Origin of the sequence: Leifsonia sp. CL147 (genome assembly GCF_900114565.1) — a bacterium.
GTDB lineage: Bacteria > Actinomycetota > Actinomycetes > Actinomycetales > Microbacteriaceae > Leifsonia.
In genome coordinates this window covers 153,177-173,035 of the sequence record NZ_FOTM01000003.1, presented here as the reverse complement: position 1 = coordinate 173,035, position 19,859 = coordinate 153,177, and the positions used below count along the sequence as shown (strand labels likewise).

Genomic DNA, 19,859 nt, shown 5'->3' with positions numbered 1-19,859 from the left:
CCACCGTCGACCCCGCCCCACCGTCGACCCCGCCCCACCGTCGAGTACACGAACTTTGCACGCTCGCACGGCGAGTCGCGTGCAAAGTTCGTGTACTCGACGGTGGGGGGTGGGGGGTCAGACGAGGGCGAGGACGGACGCGGGATCGGAGAGGATGCGACCGACGTCGGCGAGGAAGCGCGAGGCCTGCTCGCCGTCCACGATCCGATGGTCGAACGTCAGCGCGAGGGTGAGCACCTCCCGCAGCGCGATGCCTCCGTCGTGCTCCCACGGCTGGCGCCGGACGGCTCCGACGGCGAGGATGGCGGCCTCGCCGGGCGTGAGGATGGGCGTCCCCGCATCCACACCGAACACTCCTACGTTCGTGACCGTGATGGTCCCGCCGCTCAGGTCTGACGGGGCTGTGCGCCGCGCCCGAGCGGTCTCGGCGAGCTGCCGGATCGCATCAGCGAGGTCGCCGAGCGTCATCCCGTCGGCGTCACGGATGACCGGCACCAGCAGGCCGCGCGGGGTCGCAGCGGCCATCCCGAGGTGCACGTACTCCGCCTGGACGATCTCGTTGCTCGCCTCGTCCCAACGGGAGTTCACCTCGGGGGTGCGGCGGATGGCCAGCAGCAGCGCCTTTGCGACCACCGCGGTCAGACCCGGGCGGGCGTCGGCGAACTCCGGGCGCGCACGCAGCCGTGCGACGAGCTCGGTCGTCGGCGTGACATCCACCGTCAGGAAGACCGTCGCCTGGGGCGCGCCGAACGCGCTGCGCACCATGGCGTCGGCGGTCGCCTTGCGCACGCCGCGGATCGGGATGCGCTTCTCGCGCGACCCTGCGCGCGTTCCGGCCGGGCCGGTGGCCGTCGCCGAGGTCGAGGTCGGCATGGTCGCGCTCGGCGAGGTCGCGCTCGGCGCGGTCGCGCTCGGCGCGGTCGCGCTCGGCGCGGTCGGCGCGGTACCGTCCCGCTTGCCGGCGTACGCCTCGACATCGGTGCGGGTGATGAGCCCGCGATCACCCGAACCGGACACCGACGCCAGGTCGATGCCGAGCTCGCGCGCGAACTTGCGCACCGGAGGGGTCGCGCGCGGCCGCTCGGCCAGAGCCGTCGGCGCCGCTGCTGCCGCCCTCGTCGCGACCGCGACGTCGACCGTGACGTCGGCACGCTGCCGTCCTTCCTGCGCCAGTCCCGGGCGTGCCCTCCGCGCCGGGCGCGCCTGCGACTCGGGCCGTGCGCCGTAGCCCACGAGCGTCGGTTCGCGCCCGTCCGGCGCGGCCGCAGCCTGGCTCGGCTCTGCCGAGGCAGGCGCAGCCGCTTCCTGGCCGTCCGCACCTGCATCCGCATCCTCATCCGCATCCTGGGCCGCCGTATCCTCAGCCTGATCCGCCGCATCCCCATCCTGGGCCGGCTCGGCAGGCACCGCAGGAGCGCCCTCGAGCGGCACATCCGCATCCACCTCGAACGCGACCAGCGGCTCCCCCACCGCCACCGTCACTCCCGGCTCGACGAACAGCTTCGACACCCGGCCCTCGTACGGAGCCGGAAGCTCCACGAGGGCTTTGGCAGTCTCGACCTCGGCGATGATCTGGTTGAGGTGCACGGTGTCGCCCACCGCGACCTTCCAGGCGACGAGCTCCGACTCCGTGAGACCCTCGCCCAGATCCGGCAGGGCGAACTGCTTGACCGCCATCAGTCCTCCACCCCGGTCAGCGAGTTGGGCCGATCCATGGCGCGGTCGATGCCGTCCAGGATGCGGTCGAGGTCCGGCAGGTGCGCCGACTCGAGCCGGGCGGGCGGATACGGGATGTCATGCCCGGTCACGCGCACCGGCGCGTGCTCCAGATGATAGAAGCACCGTTCGGTGATGGAGGCGGAGATCTCGGCCGCGAGACCGCCGGACAGCGCGGCCTCATGGGTGACGACGAGACGGCCGGTCCGCTTCACCGAACCCACCACGGTGTCGACGTCCAGCGGCGACAGGGAACGGAGATCGATCACCTCGACCGAGACGCCCTCGTCCCCGGCGGCGACCGCCGCATCCTGCGCCAGCTGCACCAGGCCGCCGTACGTGACCAGGGTGACGTCCGTGCCCTCGGTCAGCACCCGCGCGGTGCCCATCGGGCGGGCGTCGGCCAGCGGCGCATCCTCATCCACCTCGCCCTTCGCGTGGTAGCGGCGCTTGGGCTCGAAGAACAGCACAGGGTCGTCGGAGGCGATGGCCTGCTGGATGAGCGTGAACGCATCCTGCGGATCCGACGGGCTGACCACGCGCAGTCCCGCGGTGTGCGCGAAGTAGGCCTCCGGGGAGTCGGAGTGGTGCTCGGCCGAGCCGATGCCGCCCGCGAACGGCACGCGGATGACGATCGGCATCCGCACCGCGCCTCCGGTGCGGAAGTGCATCCGCGCCACCTGGTTCACGATCTGGTCGAAGGCGGGATAGATGAACCCGTCGAACTGGATCTCGACAACGGGCCGGTAGCCGCGGTAGGCCATGCCGACTGCGGTGCCGAGGATGCCGGACTCGGCGAGCGGCGAATCCATCACCCGTCGTGGCCCGAACTCGGTCTGCAGGCCGTCCGTGACGCGGAATACGCCACCGAGGGTGCCGATGTCCTCGCCCATGAGGACGACGTGGTCGTCCGACGCGAGTGCACGACGCAGACCCGCATTGATGGCTTTCGCCATGGTGAGAGAGCTCATCGTCCGTCGCTCCCCACGAACGTGCGCAGGTAGCGCGAATAGTGGTCGCGCTGACGGGCGATACCGGTGTGCGGCTCGGCGTACACGTTGTCGAAGACGGACAGGGGGTCGGGGTCGACGAGGGATGTGATGCCCGCGCGCATCTCGGCGGCCACGGCGTCGGCCTTGCCGGCGATCCGGGCCTTCCGCTCCTCGGAGAGCGCGCCCTGCGCATCCAGATACGCCTCCACGCGCGTCAGCGGATCCTTGCCGCGCCACTGCTCCACCTCGGCCGCATCCCGGTAGCGGCCCGGGTCATCCGCCGTCGTGTGCGGGCCCATGCGGTAGGTGACCGCCTCGATGAAGGTGGGGCCGCCTCCGCTGCGGGCACGGTCCAGGGCGGCGCGGGTGACCGCGAGCACGGCCAGGACGTCGTTGCCGTCGACCCGGACGCTCGGCACGCCGAAGCCCGGCGCACGGTCGGCGATGGGACGCTGCGCCTGCAGCGAGACGGGCTCCGAGATGGCGTACTGGTTGTTCTGGCAGAAGAAGATGACCGGGGCGGCGTAGGTCGCCGCGAAGATGAGCGCCTCGTTGACGTCCCCCTCGCTGGTGGCGCCGTCGCCGAAGTACGCCACGGCGACGGCGTCCGTCCCGTCGGCCTGGATGCCGAGCGCGTACCCGGTCGCGTGCAGTGTCTGCGCGCCGATGATGACCTGCGGCGTCGCCATGTTGATGTCGTACGGGTTCCAGCCGCTCTGCGTCGTGCCGCGCCAGACGCGGAGGAGGTCGACGAGGCCGGCGCCGCGGCAGTAGGCGACGCCGTGCTCGCGATAGCTGGAGAAGACGAAGTCGTCGGAGCGGAGAGCCCGGCCGGAGCCGATCTGAGCGGCCTCCTGTCCGAGGAGCGGCGGCCAGAGGCCCAGCTCGCCCTGACGCTGCAGGGCGGTCGCCTCGGAATCGATGCGACGGATGACGCGCATGTCCTCGTACAGGTCGAGGAGCTGATCGGGGCCGATGTCGGAGACCCAGGCGTCGAAGCGCTCGTCCTCGTGGCGGACGCCGTTCTCATCCAGAAGACGGACCAGGGCGAACTCGCCGAGTGCTGTCTCGCCGAGGCCGAACTGGTCGAGGTGACCGAGGTCCATGTGGGAGCCGCCCCGACGGGTGGCCGGCTGATTGTCGATCGTCACGGTTCACGCAACCTTCACTCTCGCGCCCGGCCGGCCCGCTTGTGGCGTGCCCGACCGGCTCCCGGCCTCCTTGCCGGAATTAGAGGCAGATTACGCCGCGCGATCAGCGCGCACAACCATCGGCGTGTCGACCGTGCAGGATGCACTATCTCGCGAGTACGAATGGTGCTAGCTTTCACACTATGCGCAGCTTCGATACGACCGACCGCCGCATCCTCCTCGCCCTCGCCGACGACCCCCGATCGACCAACGTCTCGCTCGCCGACCGCCTCGGCCTCAGCCGGAACACGGTGCAGGCGCGGGTGGCGGAGCTGGAGCGCAGCGGCGCCTTCCTGTCGTTCGAGCGGCGCATCTCGGCCCGGGTCGCGGGGTATCCGCTGGCCGCGTTCGTGAACGTCCACGTCCGGCAGCAGCGTCTGGCCGCTGTGGTGGACAGCCTGGCGGCCATTCCGGAGATCGTGCAGGCGCACGGCCTCTCCGGCCCCTCCGACCTGCTGCTGCGTGTCGTCTGCGTCGACGCGGAGGATCTCTTCCGCATCACCGGCATCATCCAGTCGACCGACGGCGTCGATCGCGCCGAGACGTCCCTCGACATGGGCGAGCTCATCCCCTACCGCCTCCGCCCGCTCCTCACCCGCGACGCCTGACCCCCACACCCCTCCGCCCCACCCCTCCGCCCCACCGTCGAGTACACGAAGATTGCACAGGGTAAGCGCTTGCCGCGTGCAATCTTCGTGTACTCGACGGTGGGGCTCGGGGGGCGGGGCGGGACGCGGGACGGGACGCACGAAGGCCGCGCCGACGGAGTCGGCGCGGCCTTCGTGGCGGGACGGGTTACGCCTCGGCGGGGGCGGGCTCGGCAGGAGCGGACTCCGCCGGAGCGTCGGCCGTCGCGTCGTCGGCGATCACCGGAGCGAGCGACAGCTTTCCGCGGTCGTCGATCTTGGTGATCTCGACCAGGACCTTCTGTCCGACGCCGAGCACATCCTCCACGTTCTCCACGCGCTTGCCACCGGCGAGCTTGCGGACCTCGGAGATGTGCAGCAGGCCGTCCTTGCCGGGCAGCAGCGAGACGAACGCACCGAACGCGGCGATCTTGACGACCGTTCCGAGGAACTGCTCGCCGACCTCCGGGTTGGTGGGGTTCGCGATCGCGTTCACCTGGGCGCGGGCCGCTTCGGCCGACGCGCCGTCGGTGGCGCCGATGTAGACGGTGCCGTCCTCCTCGATGGAGATGTCGGCGCCGGTCTCGTCCTGGATGCCGTTGATCGTCTTGCCCTTCGGGCCGATCAGCTCACCGATCTTGTCGACCGGGATCTGGACCGAGATCACGCGGGGCGCGGTCGGGGCCATCTCGTCCGGACGGTCGATCGCGGCGTTCAGCACGCTCAGGATCGTGGTGCGCGCGTCCTTCGCCTGCTTCAGCGCGCCGGCGAGCACCGACGACGGGATGCCGTCGAGCTTCGTGTCGAGCTGGATCGCGGTGACGAACTCGCTGGTTCCGGCGACCTTGAAGTCCATGTCGCCGAGCGCGTCCTCGGCGCCCAGGATGTCGGTGAGCGCCGCGTAACGGGTCTCACCGTCGACGACGTCGGACACCAGGCCCATGGCGATGCCGGCGACGGGAGCGCGCAGCGGCACACCGGCGTTCAGCAGCGACAGGGTGGAGGCGCAGACGGAGCCCATCGACGTGGATCCGTTGGAGCTGAGCGCCTCGGACACCTGACGGATCGCGTACGGGAACTCCTCGCGACTCGGCAGCACCGGCACGAGGGCGCGCTCGGCGAGGAAGCCGTGCCCGATCTCGCGACGCTTCGGCGACCCGACGCGGCCGGTCTCACCGGTCGAGTAGGGCGGGAAGTTGTAGTGGTGCAGGTAGCGCTTCTTGGTGATCGGCGACAGCGAGTCGATCTGCTGCTCCATCTTGAGCATGTTCAGTGTGGTGACGCCCAGGATCTGGGTCTCGCCGCGCTGGAAGATCGCCGAGCCGTGGACGCGCGGGATGACCTGCACCTCGGCGTCGAGCGGACGGATGTCCGTCAGCCCGCGGCCGTCGATGCGGATGCCCTCGCGCAGCACGCGGCCGCGCATGACGACCTTCGAGACCGACTTGTAGGCCGCCGAGAACTGCTGAAGGGCCTCCGGCTGGAGCGCTCCGGCCTCGACCTTCTCGGTGATGGCGACCTTGACGCGCTCCTTGAGCGCGTCGTCGGCGTTCTGGCGCTCGACCTTGTCGGCGATCTGGTAGACCGCGACGAGGTCGTCGTAGGCCAGGCCCGCGACGTTGTCGTAGGTCTCCTTGCTGTACGGCAGGAAGACCGGGTAATCCTGGATCTCCTTGGCCGACTGCTGGGCGATCACGTTCTGGGCGCCGACGAGCTCGCGGATGAACGGCTTGGCCGCCTCGAGGCCCTGGGCCACGATCTCCTCGTTGGGCTTGACGGCACCGCCCTGGATGAGGTTCCAGCTGTTCTCGGTGGCCTCGGCCTCGACCATCATGATCGCGACGTCGCCCTCGGAGCCGTCCTCGTTGATGAGAACACGGCCGGCGACGACGAGGTCGAACACGGCCTCCTCGAGCTGGTCGGCCTTCGGGAACGCGATCCACTGGTCCTCGTGAGCACCGTTGCCGGGGATGAGCGCGAGGCGCACACCGGCGATCGGGCCGGAGAACGGCAGACCGGAGATCTGCGTGGAGGCGCTGGCCGCGTTGATCGCGAGCGCGTCGTAGAACTCGCCCGGCGCGATGCTGAGGACCGTGATGACGATCTGGACCTCGTTGCGGAGTCCGTCGACGAACGACGGGCGCAGCGGCCGGTCGATCAGGCGGCAGACCAGGATCGCCTCGGTGGAGGGGCGGCCCTCACGGCGGAAGAACGAGCCGGGGATCTTCCCGGCGGCGTACGAGCGCTCCTCGACATCGACCGTGAGCGGGAAGAAGTCGAAGTTGTCCTTCGGGTGCTTGCTGGCGCTCGTCGCGCTCAGCAGCATCGTCTCCTCGTCGAGGTAGGCGGCGACTGCGCCCTGCGCCTGCTGGGCGAGGCGTCCGGTCTCGAACCGGACGGTGCGGGTGCCGAAGCGGCCGTTGTCGAGCACGGCTTCGGCGAATTTGATTTCAGGACCTTCCAAGAGGTCTGTCTCCTTTGTTTAACGTCGCGGTCCCATGTGGACGCGACTTCATCCAAGGAGCAGGAACAGGCAGATCGACACGTCGTGTGTACGCGGCATCCCATGCGGGTGCGTGGGGCTGAGCCCGTCTGGCCATCAGTAGAAATACACGGTTGCGGCGCTGTCAGAGCGCGGCCGCATCCGGATGCCACCACCGAGGACCAGCTCCTGCCAGCCTGCTCCGGGTTCCTTCTCGGTTTTGAGTTGGATGGTCGGCGCACGGCCGACCACGAGCATCCTATCAGCCGGTGGCCAGCCGGAGGAGTTCGGGGCGCTGCGCGGCGCGCTGCGCGCCGTGCACCCTACCCGGCGTGACGGCGCGCCGCGACCCAGACGAGGGCGATGCCGACGAGGGTGCCGAGGGTGTTCGCGAGCAGGTCGCGCGGGTCGCTGAACCGCGCCGGGAGGAACAGCTGCACGAACTCGATCGTCAGGGTCGCCGCGACACCGACGGCGAGGGCCAGCCACCACCGCCACCGGCTCAGCAGCACCGTGAAGAGCACGCCCATCGGCACGAACAGCAGCACGTTCGCGGAGAACTCCGCGACGCCGTAGTCCACCCACTGCAGGCCGGGCACCCCGGACACCGCACGAAGGAGCGACCGCAGCAGAGGATTGCCGGCCGGGTCGCCGGGGGCCGGGTCGAGCGTGATCCAGCCGACGGCGCCGAGGTAGGCGACGATCAGGACGGGGAGCACGGCACGGCGGCGCATCCTCCTATGCTGGCCCACATGACCACCGCGTTCCGCATCCCGATGACCGGGCGCTCCACCGACGAGCAGCACCGGGTGTCCAGCCCCCTGGAGCTGCTGTTCGATCTCACCTTCGTCGTCGCGATCGCCCAGGTGGCCGGCCAGCTGGCGCACGCCGGCGCGCAGGGCCACGTGTTGGACCGGCTTCCGCTGTACCTGATGGTGTTCTTCGCGATCTGGTGGGCGTGGATGAACTTCACCTGGTTCGCCTCGGCCTACGACACCGACGACGTCCTCTACCGCGTGATGACCCTCGTGCAGATGGCCGGGGTGCTCGTCCTCGCCGCCGGCGTCCCGGCCGCGTACAACGACGAGAACTTCACCGCGATCATCGTCGGCTACATCATCATGCGGCTGGCGCTGGTGGGTCAGTGGATCCGCGCGGGCGTCGAGCATCCCGAGGGGCGCACGACGGCGTTCCGGTATGCCGCGGGCGTCGCCTCCGTGCAGGTGGTGTGGATCGCGTGGGGCTTCCTCCCCCCGCAGTTCGCCGTTCCGACATTCCTGGTCGGGGCGCTCCTGGAGCTCGTGATGCCGCTCTGGGCGGAGCGCCCGCGGATGACGAGCTGGCACCCGCATCACATCGCCGAGCGCTACGGGCTGTTCACGATCATCGTGCTCGGCGAGTCGGTGTCCGCCTCCGCCGCCGGTGTGCAGAACGCGCTGGCCCGGTCGGGCTTCTCCGGGGCGCTGGTATGGATCGCCGTGGCGGGGCTCGTGCTGCTGTTCGCCCTCTGGTGGTTGTACTTCCTCGAGCCGGCCGCCGAAGGCCTCCGGGCAGGTCGCGGCGCCCGGTCCTTCTACTGGGGCTACGGGCACTACTTCGTGTTCGCATCGCTGGCGGCGCTCGGAGCTGGACTGGAGGTCGCGGTGCAGGCGGGCGCCGCCCATTCGAGCGCCTCGAACACGATGGTCGAGTACGCGATGGCCGTGCCGGTGGCCGTGTTCCTCCTGATGCTCTACGTCCTGCACGCTCCGCTGGTCCCGGAGGTCGTCATCCGTCCGGTGAAGACGGTGATCTCCCTGGCGCTGGTGCTGCTCCTGCCGCTCGCCTCGCCGGCGATCGGCCTGGTCGGGGTGACGATCGGGATCGCCCTGGTGGCGGCGGCACTCGTCGCCGCGACGCTGCTGGATCAGGCGACCGCCCGCCGCCGGCAGCCGCCCGCCGGCAGCGCCCGGACACGCAGAACGGGCCGCCACCCGGAGTTACCCGGGGCGACGGCCCGTCCGTAAGAAGTTCGCGGAGTCGATCGAAGACTAGCGACGAAGGCCGAGACGCTCGATCAGCGAGCGGTAGCGGCTGATGTCGATGTCCGCCAGGTAGCCCAGCAGACGGCGACGCTGTCCGACCAACAGGAGCAGGCCACGACGCGAGTGGTGGTCGTGCTTGTGCTCCTTGAGGTGCTCGGTGAGATCCTTGATCCGCTTGGTCAGGATCGCGACCTGGACCTCGGGGGATCCGGTGTCACCGGGGTGGGTTGCGTACTCTTCGATGATCGCCTTCTTGGTGTCTGCATCAAGCGCCATAGAGGGATCCCCTTTCAGTTCGTTGCGCGGTGCCCGGGGCCGTATGCCTGGGCTCTCTTGATCCGCGGCCGTTCGACGGCAACTTGTCGAGTCTACCAGAAGGGCCGGATGCGACCGGCCGCGCGACGACGGGCTCAGGCGGGCTCCGGTTCCGGTTCCAGAAGGGCGAAAGCGGCGCCCTGCGGATCGACGATCTCGACCCAGCGCCCCACTCCCGGCGCCGACATGGGCTCGGTGCGCAGCGTCCCTCCGAGCTCGGTCGCCTGCGCGCCAGCGGCATCGAGGTCCGGGACGTTGAAGTACACGAGCCAGTGCGCAGGGTCCCCGGAATCGGACCGGTACGCCCCCGCGACGCTCGTCTCGCCCACATCGAAGAGGCCGTAGGGCTCTGTGCCGACACGCATCTCGCTGATCCCCACGCCCAGCACGGACTCGTAGAACGGGAAGGTGGACGCCGGATCGGCCGCGACGAGCTCCAGCCAGTCGACGGCGCCCGGCTCGTCGCGAAGCCACGGGTCGGCACGCCGCTGCCAGAGGCCGAACACCCCGCCGGCCGGATCGGCGACGATCGCCAGCCGGACGCCGGGCGACACCTCACCCGGTTCCATCAGGATCGAGCCATCGGCGGCCCGCGCGGCATCCACCGCGACCTCCAGATCGTCCACCGAGAAATAGACCGTCCAGGTCGCATGGACGTTCCCGGGAGGCAGCGGTCCGATCGCTGCGACGGGCGTACCGCTGAGGGAGGCCATTCCGTATCCGCCGGTGTCCGGGGATGCGGGTGCCACCTCCCAGCCGAACAGGTCGCGGTAGAACGTGGAGGCGGCGGGCTGGTCGCCGGTCTGGAGATCCGCCCAGATGGGAGTGCCCTGCGGGAAGTCGTCTTCGATCGGCATGCGCACACGCTACTCGCGCAGGCTGCACGGGTCGAGAGGTGCGGCGGGATGGGCAGCCCCCGCAGTGCTGTCCGGTCCGGGTCAGATGCCGCGCAGCAGCTCGTCCATGGCCGCCAGCACGACCTCGGCCGGCGACCCGTCGCTGTGACGCGCCCACCAGAGCAGCGCCGAGAAGTCGGCCGAGCCGAGGGCGTCCGCCAGCACCTGCACACGCAGGCTCGACGGGTCCGCCTCGAGCCGGCGCGCCAGGAACTCGACCAGGACGTGACGATTCGCCGCGATGGCGGTGAGGCCGAACGCGATCAGCGCGGGGTGCGTACCCATCAGGGTCATCCGCCGCCGCGTCGCCTCCTCCGCCTCCGGCGTCATGGCCAGCGACTCGCTGACGGCGCGTTCGAGCACGTCTCGGGTCGTCTCGTCGTCGCCGGCCGCATCGAGGACGGCGTGCATCCGGCCGACGACGGGTTCGATGCCGCCCCAGACCAGCGCGGGCTTACTCGGGAAGTAGCGGAACAGCGTCCTCCGGCCGATGCCCGCCAGACGTGCGATGTCGTCCATCGTCGTCTGCTCGTAGCCGTGCTCGTCGAAGTGCCGGAGGGCCAGCAGCGCCACGCGCTCGGGGTCGACGTCGGCGGGGCGGCCGCGGCGGCGAGTCGGCGCAGGCGCGGCGTCGGGCGAGTCGCCCCCGGACGGGGATGCCGCCGCGAGCGAGTCGGACCAGGTCATCCTCCGATCATGGCACCGGATGGACGGGGTGCGGCATTCGGAGGAGATTCGCCCGCTGTCCACCCCAGGACGCCGGAAACGGAGGGGATCACCACGGCCGTGGCCAGGATCCCCTCCGTCTCTGACGAGCATTCGGAGTCCGAAGGGCTCAGCTGACTCCGAGCAGGTCGATCACGAAGATGAGGGTCTTGCCGGACAGCGGGTGACCGCTGCCGACGGGTCCGTAGGCGAGCGCCGGCGGAACGGTGAGCTTGCGGCGTCCACCGACCTTCATGCCGGGGATGCCCTCCTGCCAGCCCTTGATGAGGTTGTTCAGCGGGAAGTCGATCGACTGACCGCGGCTCCAGGAGGAGTCGAACTCCTCGCCGGACTCGTACTCGACGCCGAGGTAGTGCACGTCGACCTTCGAGCCGGGCGCGGCCTCGGGTCCGGTGCCCTCGACGATGTCGACGATCTCGAGCGTCTCGGGAGCCGGGCCCTCGGGGGCGTCGACTTCGGGCTTCTGGTTGGTGTTCTCTGCCATAGGTCCCATCCAACCGGTGTGGAGGGGCGGCGTCAAAGCGCGTTCGCTGTCCGCGCATCACGAGGGGGGGTTGCGCTCGAGGGGTGTCTGGAGGCATCCTTGACGCATAACTCGATCCCCCGGGAGCGCTGCAGGCATCGCCGCACCACCGGGGGTCGAGTCTGTCAGGGGCCGCCGAAGACCTTGCCGGGGTTGAGGATGCCGAGCGGGTCGAACACGGATTTGAGCTTCACCTGCAGCTCGTAGGAGTCCGGTCCCAGCTCCTCGGCGAGCCAGCGGCGCTTCAGCATCCCCACGCCGTGCTCGCCGGTCAGCGTCCCGCCCAGCTCGATGGCGGCACGGAACAAGTCGCCCGCCGCATCCCACACCGCATCCGGCACCCTGTCCCCGGTGTAGACGAAGTTGGGGTGCAGATTCCCGTCGCCCGCGTGCGCCACCGTCGGGATGAGGATGCCGTAGCGCTCCGAGATGCGCTCGATCGCCGCGAACATCTCCGGCATCCGGGAGCGCGGCACGGCCACATCCTCGATCAGCACTTCGCCGCCGGATTCCAGGGCCGGGTGGAAGGCGCGCCGCAGGGCGAGCAGCCGCTCGCCCTCCTCGGCATCGGCGGCGACCCGGACCGTGCCGCCGGCTTCGCGGAGGAGCTCGGCGGCAGCACGCGCGTCCGTGTCCGCCGTCGGGCCGTCGAACTGCACGAGGAGGTAGGACGCTCCCCCGCTCGCGCCGAACGCCTGCTCGATCGTCTCGCGCCCGAGGTAGGCCGAGATCCGCTCGAGCGCGGGCGCATCGAGCAGTTCCATGACCGCCGGGCAGAGGCGGGCCGCGGTGATGCGTGCGGCGGCCTGCGCCGCCGCGCCGACGTCGGGGACGATCGCCCCGAGGGTCACCGGCTCGCCCGACGGGATCGGCTGCAGCCGTACGGTCGCACCGACGATGACGCCGAGCGTCCCCTCCGACCCGACGAACAGGGCGGTCAGGTCGTAGCCGGTGACGCCCTTGACGGTGCGATGGCCCGTGCGCAGCAGGCGTCCATCCGCAAGGACCACGTCCAGGGCGAGCACAGCCTCCCGGGTGACGCCGTACTTGGCGCAGAGCAGGCCGCCGGCGTTAGTGGCGATGTTGCCCCCGACGGTCGAGATGGCCCTGCTCGCGGGGTCGGGCGCGAAGAACAGGCCGGACGGCTCGAGCGCCGCATTCAGGTCGCTGTTGATGACGCCCGGCTCGACGACGGCGAGCTGGTCCTCGGCCGAGATCTCGAGGATGCGGTTCATCGCCGAGACGTCGAGGACGATGGAGCCGTCCGTCCCGTTGGCTCCGCCGGCCAGCCCCGTGCCCGCGCCGCGCGGCACGACCGGGACGCGGAACTCGCTGGCCGCGCGCAGGGTGACCTGCACGTGTTCGACGGAGCGTGCGGTCACGATGGCGCGTGGCGTACCCGCAGCGACCCAGCCGGAGCGGTCGGTGCGGGCCGCATCCAGGAGGGCGGGGTCGGTCGTCAGCACGCCGGCCGCGGCGGCGTCCTCGCCGAGCGCGGTCGCGAGCCAGTCGAGAACATCCATGCGTCCAGGCTAGCGAGGCCGATCGCCGACCCGGCGCGGCGCCTCCCGCACCGCACACCCGGCGCTGATGTCCGATTTCCGCTATCGCATGTCGGCGGCAGGTGTCAGGGTGGGGAGATGAGCACGGTGCGGCATCCCTCGACGGCCAGTCCGATGGCGGCAGCCACGGCGACCGACAGCCGGCTCGCCGACCCCCTCTTCGCGGAGCGCTACCGCGCCATGAGCGCCCGGGATGCGCGATTCGACGGGCAATTCATCACCGGCGTCCATTCGACGGGGATCTACTGCCGGCCCAGTTGCCCGGCCGTGATGCCGAAGCCGCGGAACGTGACCTTCTACCTCACGGCGGCCGCCGCGCACGAAGCCGGGTTGCGCGCCTGCAAGCGCTGCCTCCCGGATGCCGTTCCGGGCTCCCCCGAGTGGAACGTCCGCGACGACCTCGCCGCCCGCGCGATGCGCCTCATCGCCGACGGGACGGTGGAGCGGGAGGGCGTCCCCGGGCTCGCACAGCGGCTCGGCTACACGACGCGCCACCTCACGCGCGTCCTCACCGCCGAGCTCGGCGCCGGGCCGCTCGCCCTGGCCCGCGCGCATCGCGCCCAGACGGCGCGACTGCTGCTCACCGGCACCGACCTGGCCGTGACCGACGTGGCCTTCGCGGCCGGGTTCAGCAGCGTCCGCCAGTTCAACGAGACGATGGCCGAGGTGTACCGGATGCCGCCGAGCGCGATCCGGGCGGCGGCGCGGAGGTCCCCCTCGGCGACCCATCGGGAGGCGGGCGCCGTGACCCTCAGCCTCCGGCTGCCGGCTCGCGCGCCGTTCGACGGCGCATCCGTCCTGGGCTTCCTGGCGGCGCGGTCCATCCCCGGCGTCGAGGCGGCCGGCCCGGGCGGTGCCGACTATGCCCGTGCGCTCCGCCTCCCGCACGGCCCGGCCGTGGTGCGGCTCACACTCAGCGGCACGACGGAGGCGCCGGCGGTGCAGTGCGATGCCGCCCTCGCCGACGTGTCGGACCTGGCTCCGCTGGTCGCACGCGTGCGGCGGCTGCTGGATCTGGATGCGGATGCCCAGGCGATCGACGCCGTCCTCGCCTCCGATCCGGCACTCGCGCCGAGCGTCGCCGCGTCGCCGGGCCTGCGGGTTCCCGGTGCGGTGGACGGCGAGGAGATCGTGTTCCGTGCCCTCATCGGCCAGCAGGTCTCCGTCGCGGCGGCGCGCACCGCGCTGACGCGGCTGACCGAGGCGCTCGGCGAGCCGGTCGACCTGCGGATGCCGGGCGAGCCTGCGCCGGCGAGCGGCGGATTCACGCGGCTCTTCCCCGCCGCTGCCGCGATCGCCGAGCGCGGGCGCGAGGTGCTGCGCGGGCCGGGTCGCCGGATCGACGCGATCGTCGGGGTCGCGGAGGCGCTGGCCGAGGGTCGCCTGACGATCGACATCGGCGAATCGCGGGACGACCTCGAAGAGCGGCTGCTCGCGCTGCCGGGGATCGGGCCGTGGACGGCCGGGTACGTCGCGCTGCGGGTCCTCGGCAGCCCGGATGTGCTCCTCACCGGCGACCTGGCCCTCCGGCAGGGCGCCGCGCGGCTGGGGCTGCCGGCCGAGCCGCGAGCGCTGTCGGCCCACGCCGAGGCCTGGGCGCCCTGGCGGAGCTACGCCGGCATGCATCTGTGGAACCGCGCGGTGGAGCTAGGGGCGCCGCGGAGCGGTGCGCGACCCCAGCGCCGAGGGAGCCTGCGACCGCGCGGTGGAGCTAGGGGCGCCGCGGAGCGGTGCGCGACCCCAGCGCCGAGGGAGCCTGCGACCGCGCGGTGGAGCTAGGGGCGCCGCGGAGCGGTGCGCGACCCCAGCGCCGAGGGAGCCTGCGACCGCGCGGTGGAGCTAGGGGCGCCGCGGAGCGGTGCGCGACCCCAGCGCCGAGGGAGCCTGCGACCGAGGTAACAGCTTCGACGCCTGGCGGAGCGTAAAGTCTCACCGTGCCCTCCATCTCGGTCGTCATCCCCGCGCTCGACGACGCGGCGATGCTCGCACACTGCCTGACCGATCTGGCTGCGCAACTGCGGCCGGCGGACGAGATCATCGTCGTGGACAACGGCAGCACCGACGACACCGCCGCCGTGGCCCGGGCGGGAGGCGCGCGTGTGATCGAGCAGCCACTGCGCGGGATCTGGCCGGCCGCATCCACCGGCTACGACTCCGCGACCGGCGACATCATCGCCCGGCTGGACGCCGACTCCCGGCCGCCGGCCGACTGGCTGCTGCACATCGAGGCCGAACTCGTCGACGCGCCGGAGGTCGGCGTCCTCACCGGGCGCGGGGTGTTCTACGACGGGAGCACCGTGGTCGCGGGCCTCGGTCAGGTGCTCTACATCGGCGGCTACTTCTGGGCCATCGGGCTCTGGCTCGGGAACCCGCCGGTCTTCGGCTCCAACTTCGCCATGCGCCGCGAGGTGTGGCAGGACGTCCGCGACCGGGTGCACCGGGACCGCGGCGACATCCACGACGATCTGGACCTCTCCCTGCACCTCGACCTGGAGACCACGGTGCGCTACGACGAACGGCTCACGGTCGGCATCTCGGCCCGCCCGTTCGCGACCTGGCGGGGCTTCGGCCGCCGCCTGCGCTGGGCGTACACGACGCTGAGCATGCACCTCCCCGAGCAGTCGCCGTGGCGGCGGAGGGTGGAGCGGCGCCGCGCGCGGGAACACGGTCCCGACGCTCCGGGCGCCGTAGCGTGAGTGGCGGAGGTGCCTCGGCCCGATAGCCTGGACCGGTGAGATTCTCGCACCTCAGCAATGCCGCGGATTCCCGGCCCCGCCTGGCCGCCGTCATCGGAGACGGGGCACTCTTCCTCGACGACCTGATGAGCGACGCGCCGCAGGACCTGCAGGAGCTGATCGAGCGGGGTGACGAGGGGCTCGCCGAGGTCCGCGGCGTCGTCACCGAGGCGGAAGCCTCGGCGCACGAGCTGCCTCCTGTGCACGAGCTGCGTCACGCGTCCGCTGTGCTGCGACCGCCGCACGTCATCGCCATCGGGGCCAACTACGCCGCTCACGCGTCCGAGCTGAAGCTGCGCAGCGAGAAGGCGGCGACCGTCTTCAACCTGTGGCCGAACTCGCTCACCGGCCACGGGGGCACCACCAGCTGGCCCGCCGATCTCTCCACGCAGGTCGACTACGAAGCGGAGCTCGGCGTCATCATCGGCAAGCCCGCCCGGAACGTCCCCGTCCGCGATGCGCTCGACTACGTCTGGGGCTACACCGTCGTCAACGACATCACGGCGCGCGACCTCCAGTTCTCCGAGGCGCAGTGGTCGCGCTGCAAGTCGTTCGACGGCTTCACCCCGACCGGCCCGGTCGTCGTCACGGCCGACGAGATCGCCGACCCTCAGGATCTGTGGCTGACGACGAACGTCGACGGCGCGATCCTCCAGGATGCGTCCACTGCCGACATGGTGCGCTCGGTCGCCGAGCTGATCGAGTTCCTCTCGCGCTCCGCGACGATCCCGCCGGGCACCCTCATCTCGACGGGCAGCCCGGGCGGAGCGGGCTACTCGCGCACCCCGCCGGTGTTCCTGCGCGACCGGTCCACCGTCACCGTGTCCATCGGCGGGATCGGCTACCTCACCACGTATTGCCGGGTCACCTGACGCTGCTCTGCAGCACCGCGCCGCGGTGGGTTAGCTTATTGCTGTGTCCATCGGAGAGACGCGTCCGGTCACGGGCGGCGATGACGAGGCCGAGCGCCTCGACGCCGCCCTGCCCGACGTCGACTGGTCCATCGCACCCGTCGGAACGGTGTTCTCCCGATTCCGGGCACCCAGCGGCGAACTGGCCGTCGCCTCGCTCGGCGACCCGGCCGATCCACGAGTGGTGCTCATCCCGGGAGTGACCGGGTCCAAGGAGGACTTCTTTCTGCTGGCTCCGATCCTCGTCGCCGCCGGATACTACGTGCAGAGCTTCGATCTGGCCGGGCAGTACGAGTCGGCGGACGCCGGTCCGGTTCCCGGCGGGCATTACACGTACGGACTCCTGGTCGCCGACATCGTTGCGTTCCTGAAGAAGGGCGGCCCGGCGCACGTCCTCGGGTATTCGTTCGCAGGCATCCTTTCCGAGCTCGCGCTCGTGGAGCATCCCGGGCTGTTCCGCTCCCTGACCCTGCTCACGGCGCCACCGGAGCCCGGGCAGTCGTTCCGCGGCGTGCGCATCATCGGCTGGCTGAGCTGGTTCGTGACTGCGCGCGGCGGTGCCGCCCTGATGATCTGGGGCATCACGACGAACAAGAACAAGGTGTCCGACAGCCGCCTCGCCTTCGTGCGCTCCCGTTTCGCCCTCACCCGCCGCTCCAGCGTCGACGACATCGTCGGGCTGATGAAGCACGTGCCGGATGTGCGCGACCGTGTCGCGGCGTCCGGCATCCCGGTGCTGGTGGCGACCGGGGATCACGATCTCTGGCCGACGCACCTTCATGCCGCGAACGCCCAGGCCCTCAACGCGCGACTCGCTGTCTACCGGACCGGGCACAGCCCGTGCGAGACGGCGCCGCACCAGCTCGGACGGGACATGATCGCGCTGTTCCGCGAGGCCGGATCCCGGGACGGCGGCGCACCGCGCCCGTGACACCCGTTTGGGGGATAGCGCGGTAGTCCACCCAGGGCGCACTTTAGGCCCCGCAGCGAGGGAGGTTGAGGATGCGTCGATGTCTGAGGACGACTTCATTCACCCGCCGCACGCGCCGCGCCTGCAAGAACACGTGGGAATGATCCGATGGCAACGTGTCGGGGACGGCGAATGGTCGATGGAGACCGCGCGAGGCCAGTTCGTGGGAGGCGATAGCCGCGTGTGGCGCGTGCGGCTCTACTCGGGCATCGAACTCGAGTACGACCTCGAGGAGTGGGCGCCCTTCCAGTGAGGGCCCGCCTGAACGCGAGGGCACCGGGCTGCAGGACGAGCAGAGTACGCTCTCCTGCCGCACCGGGCAAGGGATCGCGGCGCCCACGGGCTTTCCCGTAGAGTGCGGGCACGTCGGCTTCCGTCCGGAAGACTTTGGGAGGCGGGAGCTCCGTCGACGGGCGCCGACGCCCGGAGCAGCGAGAGTCACGGCGTCGGCGCCCTGATCGCCATGCCGGGCACGACGACTCCTACCAGAGTGCCAGTAGACGACTTGCTCTGCCTAGAGAGCGCTCCCAAACATGTTCATTTTCGAAGGCTCACGTGCGCTCGGCATGCGCCTTCGCAATGGCGTCCGCCTCGACGACCGGAATCGCGGTCGTGATGACCTCGAGGCCGCTGAGCCGGGCGGGCGACAGCAGGCGGGTGACCTCGTCGCGGCTCATCAGTTTGGCCTCGACCACCAGATCGGCGACGTTACGGCCGGTCAGCAGGGCGGACTTCGCGAGGGCGGCGGCCGCGGCGTAGCCGATGTGCGGCGTCAGCGCCGTGATGACGCCGACCGAGGAGCCGACCATGGCGCCCAGACGTTCCTCGTTGGCACTGATTCCCTCGACGCAGTTCACACGCAGCGTGTGGAACGCCTGCGTCATCCACGTGACGCTCTGCATCAGGGAGTGGGCGATCACCGGCTCGAAGGCGTTGAGCTGGAGCTGGCCGCCCTCAGCCGCCATGGTGACCGTGACATCCGCCCCGGCGACGGAGAACGCGACCTGGTTGACGACCTCCGGGATGACCGGGTTGACCTTGCCGGGCATGATGCTGGAGCCCGCCTGACGCGGCGGGAGGTTGATCTCGCCGAGTCCGGCCTGCGGGCCGGAGGAGAGCAGGCGGAGGTCGTTGCAGATCTTCGAGAGCTTGATGGCGCTGCGCTTCAAGGAGCCGGAGAAGGACATGAACGCGCCGGCGTCGCTGGTCGACTCGATCAGGTCCGGAGCCGTCTCCAGATTGAGGCCGGTGATGGCGTTGAGGTGGCGCACGACCGACGCCGCATAGCCCGGGTCCGCCGTGATCCCGGTGCCGATGGCGGTCGCGCCGAGGTTGACCTCGGCGAGCAGCCACTTGGTCTCGGTGAGCCGGGCGTGGTCCTCGGTCAGGGTCGTCGCGAAGCCGTGGAACTCCTGCCCGAGCGTCATCGGCACCGCATCCTGCAGCTGCGTGCGCCCGACCTTGAGGATGTTGCGGAACTCCTCGGCCTTGCGCGCGAACGAGTCGCGGAGGAGTGCGAGCTCGTCGAGGAGGTGAGCGAGGGAGAACGTGAGGCCGATCTTGATGGCCGTCGGGTAGGTGTCGTTCGTGCTCTGGCTGCGGTTGACGTCGTCGATCGGGTGCATGTGGGCGTAGTCGCCCTTCTCGCGCCCGTCGAGCTCGAGCGCGAGGTTGGCGATCACCTCGTTGGCGTTCATGTTCGTCGAGGTGCCGGCGCCTCCCTGCATCACTCCCACGACGAACTGGTCGTGGTAGCCGCCGTCGATGATGAGCTGGCAGGCCCGGTCGATGAGTTCGGCTTTGTGCTGCTCCAGCACGCCGATCTCCAGGTTGGCGCGGGCGGCCGCCTGCTTGACGCTCGCGAGCGCGACGATGAGGTCCGGGTAGACGGAGATGGGCCGCTTGGCGATCGGGAAGTTCTCCAGCGCACGCGAGGTGTGGACCCCCCAGTAGGCGTCGGCGGGGATCTCACGACTGCCGAGGGAGTCGGTCTCCGTGCGGGTGGGTCGCCCGTCGGGACTCGCGGTGGGGACGTCGGACACGTTCTCCGACGCGTCGATGACGGGGATGGGGGATGTCTTCGAGTCGTTCACTGTCGCTATCGGGTTCACGGTTGGCTCCGTTGCCTCTCGTCGTGCGTTGGCGTGCATATCTGACCGGGAGTTCGTGGCCTCCGGCAGGGACGAGCCTA

18 protein-coding genes are annotated in these 19,859 nt (G+C 70.7%); 7 read left to right on the top strand and 11 right to left on the bottom strand.

Annotated elements, in window-relative coordinates; translation table 11 throughout:
• Window positions 1-117: 117 nt before the first annotated feature.
• Genes BM287_RS04450 through pdhA form a run of 3 tightly spaced genes read right to left on the bottom strand, consistent with a single transcriptional unit; the run spans window position 118 to window position 3,859 of the window.
• Window positions 118-1,677 carry a dihydrolipoamide acetyltransferase family protein gene (locus tag BM287_RS04450; RefSeq protein WP_090036376.1) on the bottom strand — a complete coding sequence of 520 codons (1,560 nt, stop codon included), beginning with the start codon at window positions 1,675-1,677 and terminating at the stop codon, window positions 118-120.
• The gene (locus BM287_RS04445) at window positions 1,677-2,687 is read right to left on the bottom strand and encodes an alpha-ketoacid dehydrogenase subunit beta (RefSeq protein ID WP_090036374.1); all 1,011 of its coding nucleotides are present in this window, start codon (window positions 2,685-2,687) and stop codon (window positions 1,677-1,679) included. Before BM287_RS04445 ends, BM287_RS04450 begins: the two co-directional genes overlap by 1 nt.
• The gene (pdhA, locus tag BM287_RS04440; protein WP_090036372.1) at window positions 2,684-3,859 is read right to left on the bottom strand and encodes a pyruvate dehydrogenase (acetyl-transferring) E1 component subunit alpha; all 1,176 of its coding nucleotides are present in this window, start codon (window positions 3,857-3,859) and stop codon (window positions 2,684-2,686) included. The genes BM287_RS04445 and pdhA overlap by 4 nt, the downstream gene beginning before the upstream one ends.
• A gap of 182 nt (window positions 3,860-4,041) precedes the next feature.
• On the opposite strand from pdhA, the gene BM287_RS04435 reads away from it, so the two are divergent.
• Window positions 4,042-4,506: an Lrp/AsnC family transcriptional regulator gene (locus BM287_RS04435; protein WP_090036371.1), complete on the top strand. Its 465-nt coding sequence runs from the start codon at window positions 4,042-4,044 to the stop codon at window positions 4,504-4,506.
• A gap of 187 nt (window positions 4,507-4,693) precedes the next feature.
• Here the strand turns inward: BM287_RS04435 and BM287_RS04430 are convergent, their stop codons facing one another.
• Window positions 4,694-6,988, bottom strand: coding sequence for a polyribonucleotide nucleotidyltransferase (locus BM287_RS04430; protein ID WP_090036369.1), 2,295 nt, complete (start codon window positions 6,986-6,988; stop codon window positions 4,694-4,696).
• Window positions 6,989-7,329: 341 nt separating this feature from the next.
• Window positions 7,330-7,740, bottom strand: coding sequence for a VanZ family protein (locus tag BM287_RS04425; protein ID WP_090036368.1), 411 nt, complete (start codon window positions 7,738-7,740; stop codon window positions 7,330-7,332).
• 18 nt (window positions 7,741-7,758) lie between these two features.
• On the opposite strand from BM287_RS04425, the gene BM287_RS04420 reads away from it, so the two are divergent.
• Window positions 7,759-9,012 carry a low temperature requirement protein A gene (locus BM287_RS04420; RefSeq protein WP_244527875.1) on the top strand — a complete coding sequence of 418 codons (1,254 nt, stop codon included), beginning with the start codon at window positions 7,759-7,761 and terminating at the stop codon, window positions 9,010-9,012.
• Window positions 9,013-9,036: 24 nt separating this feature from the next.
• On the opposite strand, the gene rpsO is transcribed toward BM287_RS04420, so the two are convergent.
• The 5 genes from rpsO to BM287_RS04395 form a co-directional block, all read right to left on the bottom strand.
• Window positions 9,037-9,306 carry a 30S ribosomal protein S15 gene (rpsO, locus tag BM287_RS04415; RefSeq protein ID WP_090036365.1) on the bottom strand — a complete coding sequence of 90 codons (270 nt, stop codon included), beginning with the start codon at window positions 9,304-9,306 and terminating at the stop codon, window positions 9,037-9,039.
• Between the two features lie 134 nt (window positions 9,307-9,440).
• Complete coding sequence (locus tag BM287_RS04410; RefSeq protein ID WP_090036363.1) at window positions 9,441-10,202, bottom strand: VOC family protein; 762 nt, start codon at window positions 10,200-10,202, stop codon at window positions 9,441-9,443.
• An 81-nt stretch (window positions 10,203-10,283) separates the two neighbouring features.
• Complete coding sequence (locus BM287_RS04405; RefSeq protein ID WP_090036362.1) at window positions 10,284-10,928, bottom strand: acyl-CoA-like ligand-binding transcription factor; 645 nt, start codon at window positions 10,926-10,928, stop codon at window positions 10,284-10,286.
• Window positions 10,929-11,076: 148 nt separating this feature from the next.
• A complete protein-coding gene (locus tag BM287_RS04400; RefSeq protein ID WP_090036360.1) occupies window positions 11,077-11,451 on the bottom strand; it encodes an FKBP-type peptidyl-prolyl cis-trans isomerase in 375 nt (124 codons plus the stop codon).
• A 164-nt stretch (window positions 11,452-11,615) separates the two neighbouring features.
• Window positions 11,616-13,013, bottom strand: a complete 1,398-nt coding sequence (locus BM287_RS04395) for an FAD-binding oxidoreductase (protein WP_090036358.1) — start codon at window positions 13,011-13,013, stop codon at window positions 11,616-11,618.
• Between the two features lie 153 nt (window positions 13,014-13,166).
• Here BM287_RS04395 and BM287_RS04390 point away from each other — a divergent pair, with 153 nt between their 5' ends.
• The 5 genes from BM287_RS04390 to BM287_RS04370 all read left to right on the top strand — a co-directional run bounded on the left by BM287_RS04390 (window position 13,167) and on the right by BM287_RS04370 (window position 17,921).
• Window positions 13,167-14,831, top strand: a complete 1,665-nt coding sequence (locus BM287_RS04390; protein ID WP_244527890.1) for a DNA-3-methyladenine glycosylase 2 family protein — start codon at window positions 13,167-13,169, stop codon at window positions 14,829-14,831.
• A 155-nt stretch (window positions 14,832-14,986) separates the two neighbouring features.
• Complete coding sequence (locus BM287_RS04385) at window positions 14,987-15,748, top strand: glycosyltransferase family 2 protein (RefSeq protein ID WP_090036355.1); 762 nt, start codon at window positions 14,987-14,989, stop codon at window positions 15,746-15,748.
• A 35-nt stretch (window positions 15,749-15,783) separates the two neighbouring features.
• Window positions 15,784-16,659 (top strand): fumarylacetoacetate hydrolase family protein, encoded by an 876-nt coding sequence (locus BM287_RS04380; RefSeq protein ID WP_090036353.1) that lies wholly within the window; start codon window positions 15,784-15,786, stop codon window positions 16,657-16,659.
• 37 nt (window positions 16,660-16,696) lie between these two features.
• Window positions 16,697-17,629: an alpha/beta fold hydrolase gene (locus BM287_RS04375; protein ID WP_090036351.1), complete on the top strand. Its 933-nt coding sequence runs from the start codon at window positions 16,697-16,699 to the stop codon at window positions 17,627-17,629.
• A gap of 79 nt (window positions 17,630-17,708) precedes the next feature.
• Window positions 17,709-17,921, top strand: a complete 213-nt coding sequence (locus BM287_RS04370) for a hypothetical protein (protein ID WP_090036347.1) — start codon at window positions 17,709-17,711, stop codon at window positions 17,919-17,921.
• 298 nt (window positions 17,922-18,219) lie between these two features.
• On the opposite strand, the gene BM287_RS04365 is transcribed toward BM287_RS04370, so the two are convergent.
• Entirely contained in the window at window positions 18,220-19,710 is a 1,491-nt protein-coding gene (locus BM287_RS04365; protein WP_170857433.1) for an aspartate ammonia-lyase, read from the bottom strand.
• Between the last annotated feature and the right edge of the window lie 149 nt (window positions 19,711-19,859).

Coding starts and splice junctions, on each gene's coding strand:
- BM287_RS04450 (WP_090036376.1), bottom strand. CDS start 1,677: ATGGCGGTCAAGCAGTTCGCCCTGCCGGATCTGGGCGAGGGTCTCACG.
- BM287_RS04445 (WP_090036374.1), bottom strand. CDS start 2,687: ATGAGCTCTCTCACCATGGCGAAAGCCATCAATGCGGGTCTGCGTCGT.
- BM287_RS04435 (WP_090036371.1), top strand. CDS start 4,042: ATGCGCAGCTTCGATACGACCGACCGCCGCATCCTCCTCGCCCTCGCC.
- BM287_RS04425 (WP_090036368.1), bottom strand. CDS start 7,740: ATGCGCCGCCGTGCCGTGCTCCCCGTCCTGATCGTCGCCTACCTCGGC.
- BM287_RS04420 (WP_244527875.1), top strand. CDS start 7,759: ATGACCACCGCGTTCCGCATCCCGATGACCGGGCGCTCCACCGACGAG.
- rpsO (WP_090036365.1), bottom strand. CDS start 9,306: ATGGCGCTTGATGCAGACACCAAGAAGGCGATCATCGAAGAGTACGCA.
- BM287_RS04410 (WP_090036363.1), bottom strand. CDS start 10,202: ATGCCGATCGAAGACGACTTCCCGCAGGGCACTCCCATCTGGGCGGAT.
- BM287_RS04405 (WP_090036362.1), bottom strand. CDS start 10,928: ATGACCTGGTCCGACTCGCTCGCGGCGGCATCCCCGTCCGGGGGCGAC.
- BM287_RS04400 (WP_090036360.1), bottom strand. CDS start 11,451: ATGGCAGAGAACACCAACCAGAAGCCCGAAGTCGACGCCCCCGAGGGC.
- BM287_RS04395 (WP_090036358.1), bottom strand. CDS start 13,013: ATGGATGTTCTCGACTGGCTCGCGACCGCGCTCGGCGAGGACGCCGCC.
- BM287_RS04390 (WP_244527890.1), top strand. CDS start 13,167: ATGGCGGCAGCCACGGCGACCGACAGCCGGCTCGCCGACCCCCTCTTC.
- BM287_RS04370 (WP_090036347.1), top strand. CDS start 17,709: ATGTCTGAGGACGACTTCATTCACCCGCCGCACGCGCCGCGCCTGCAA.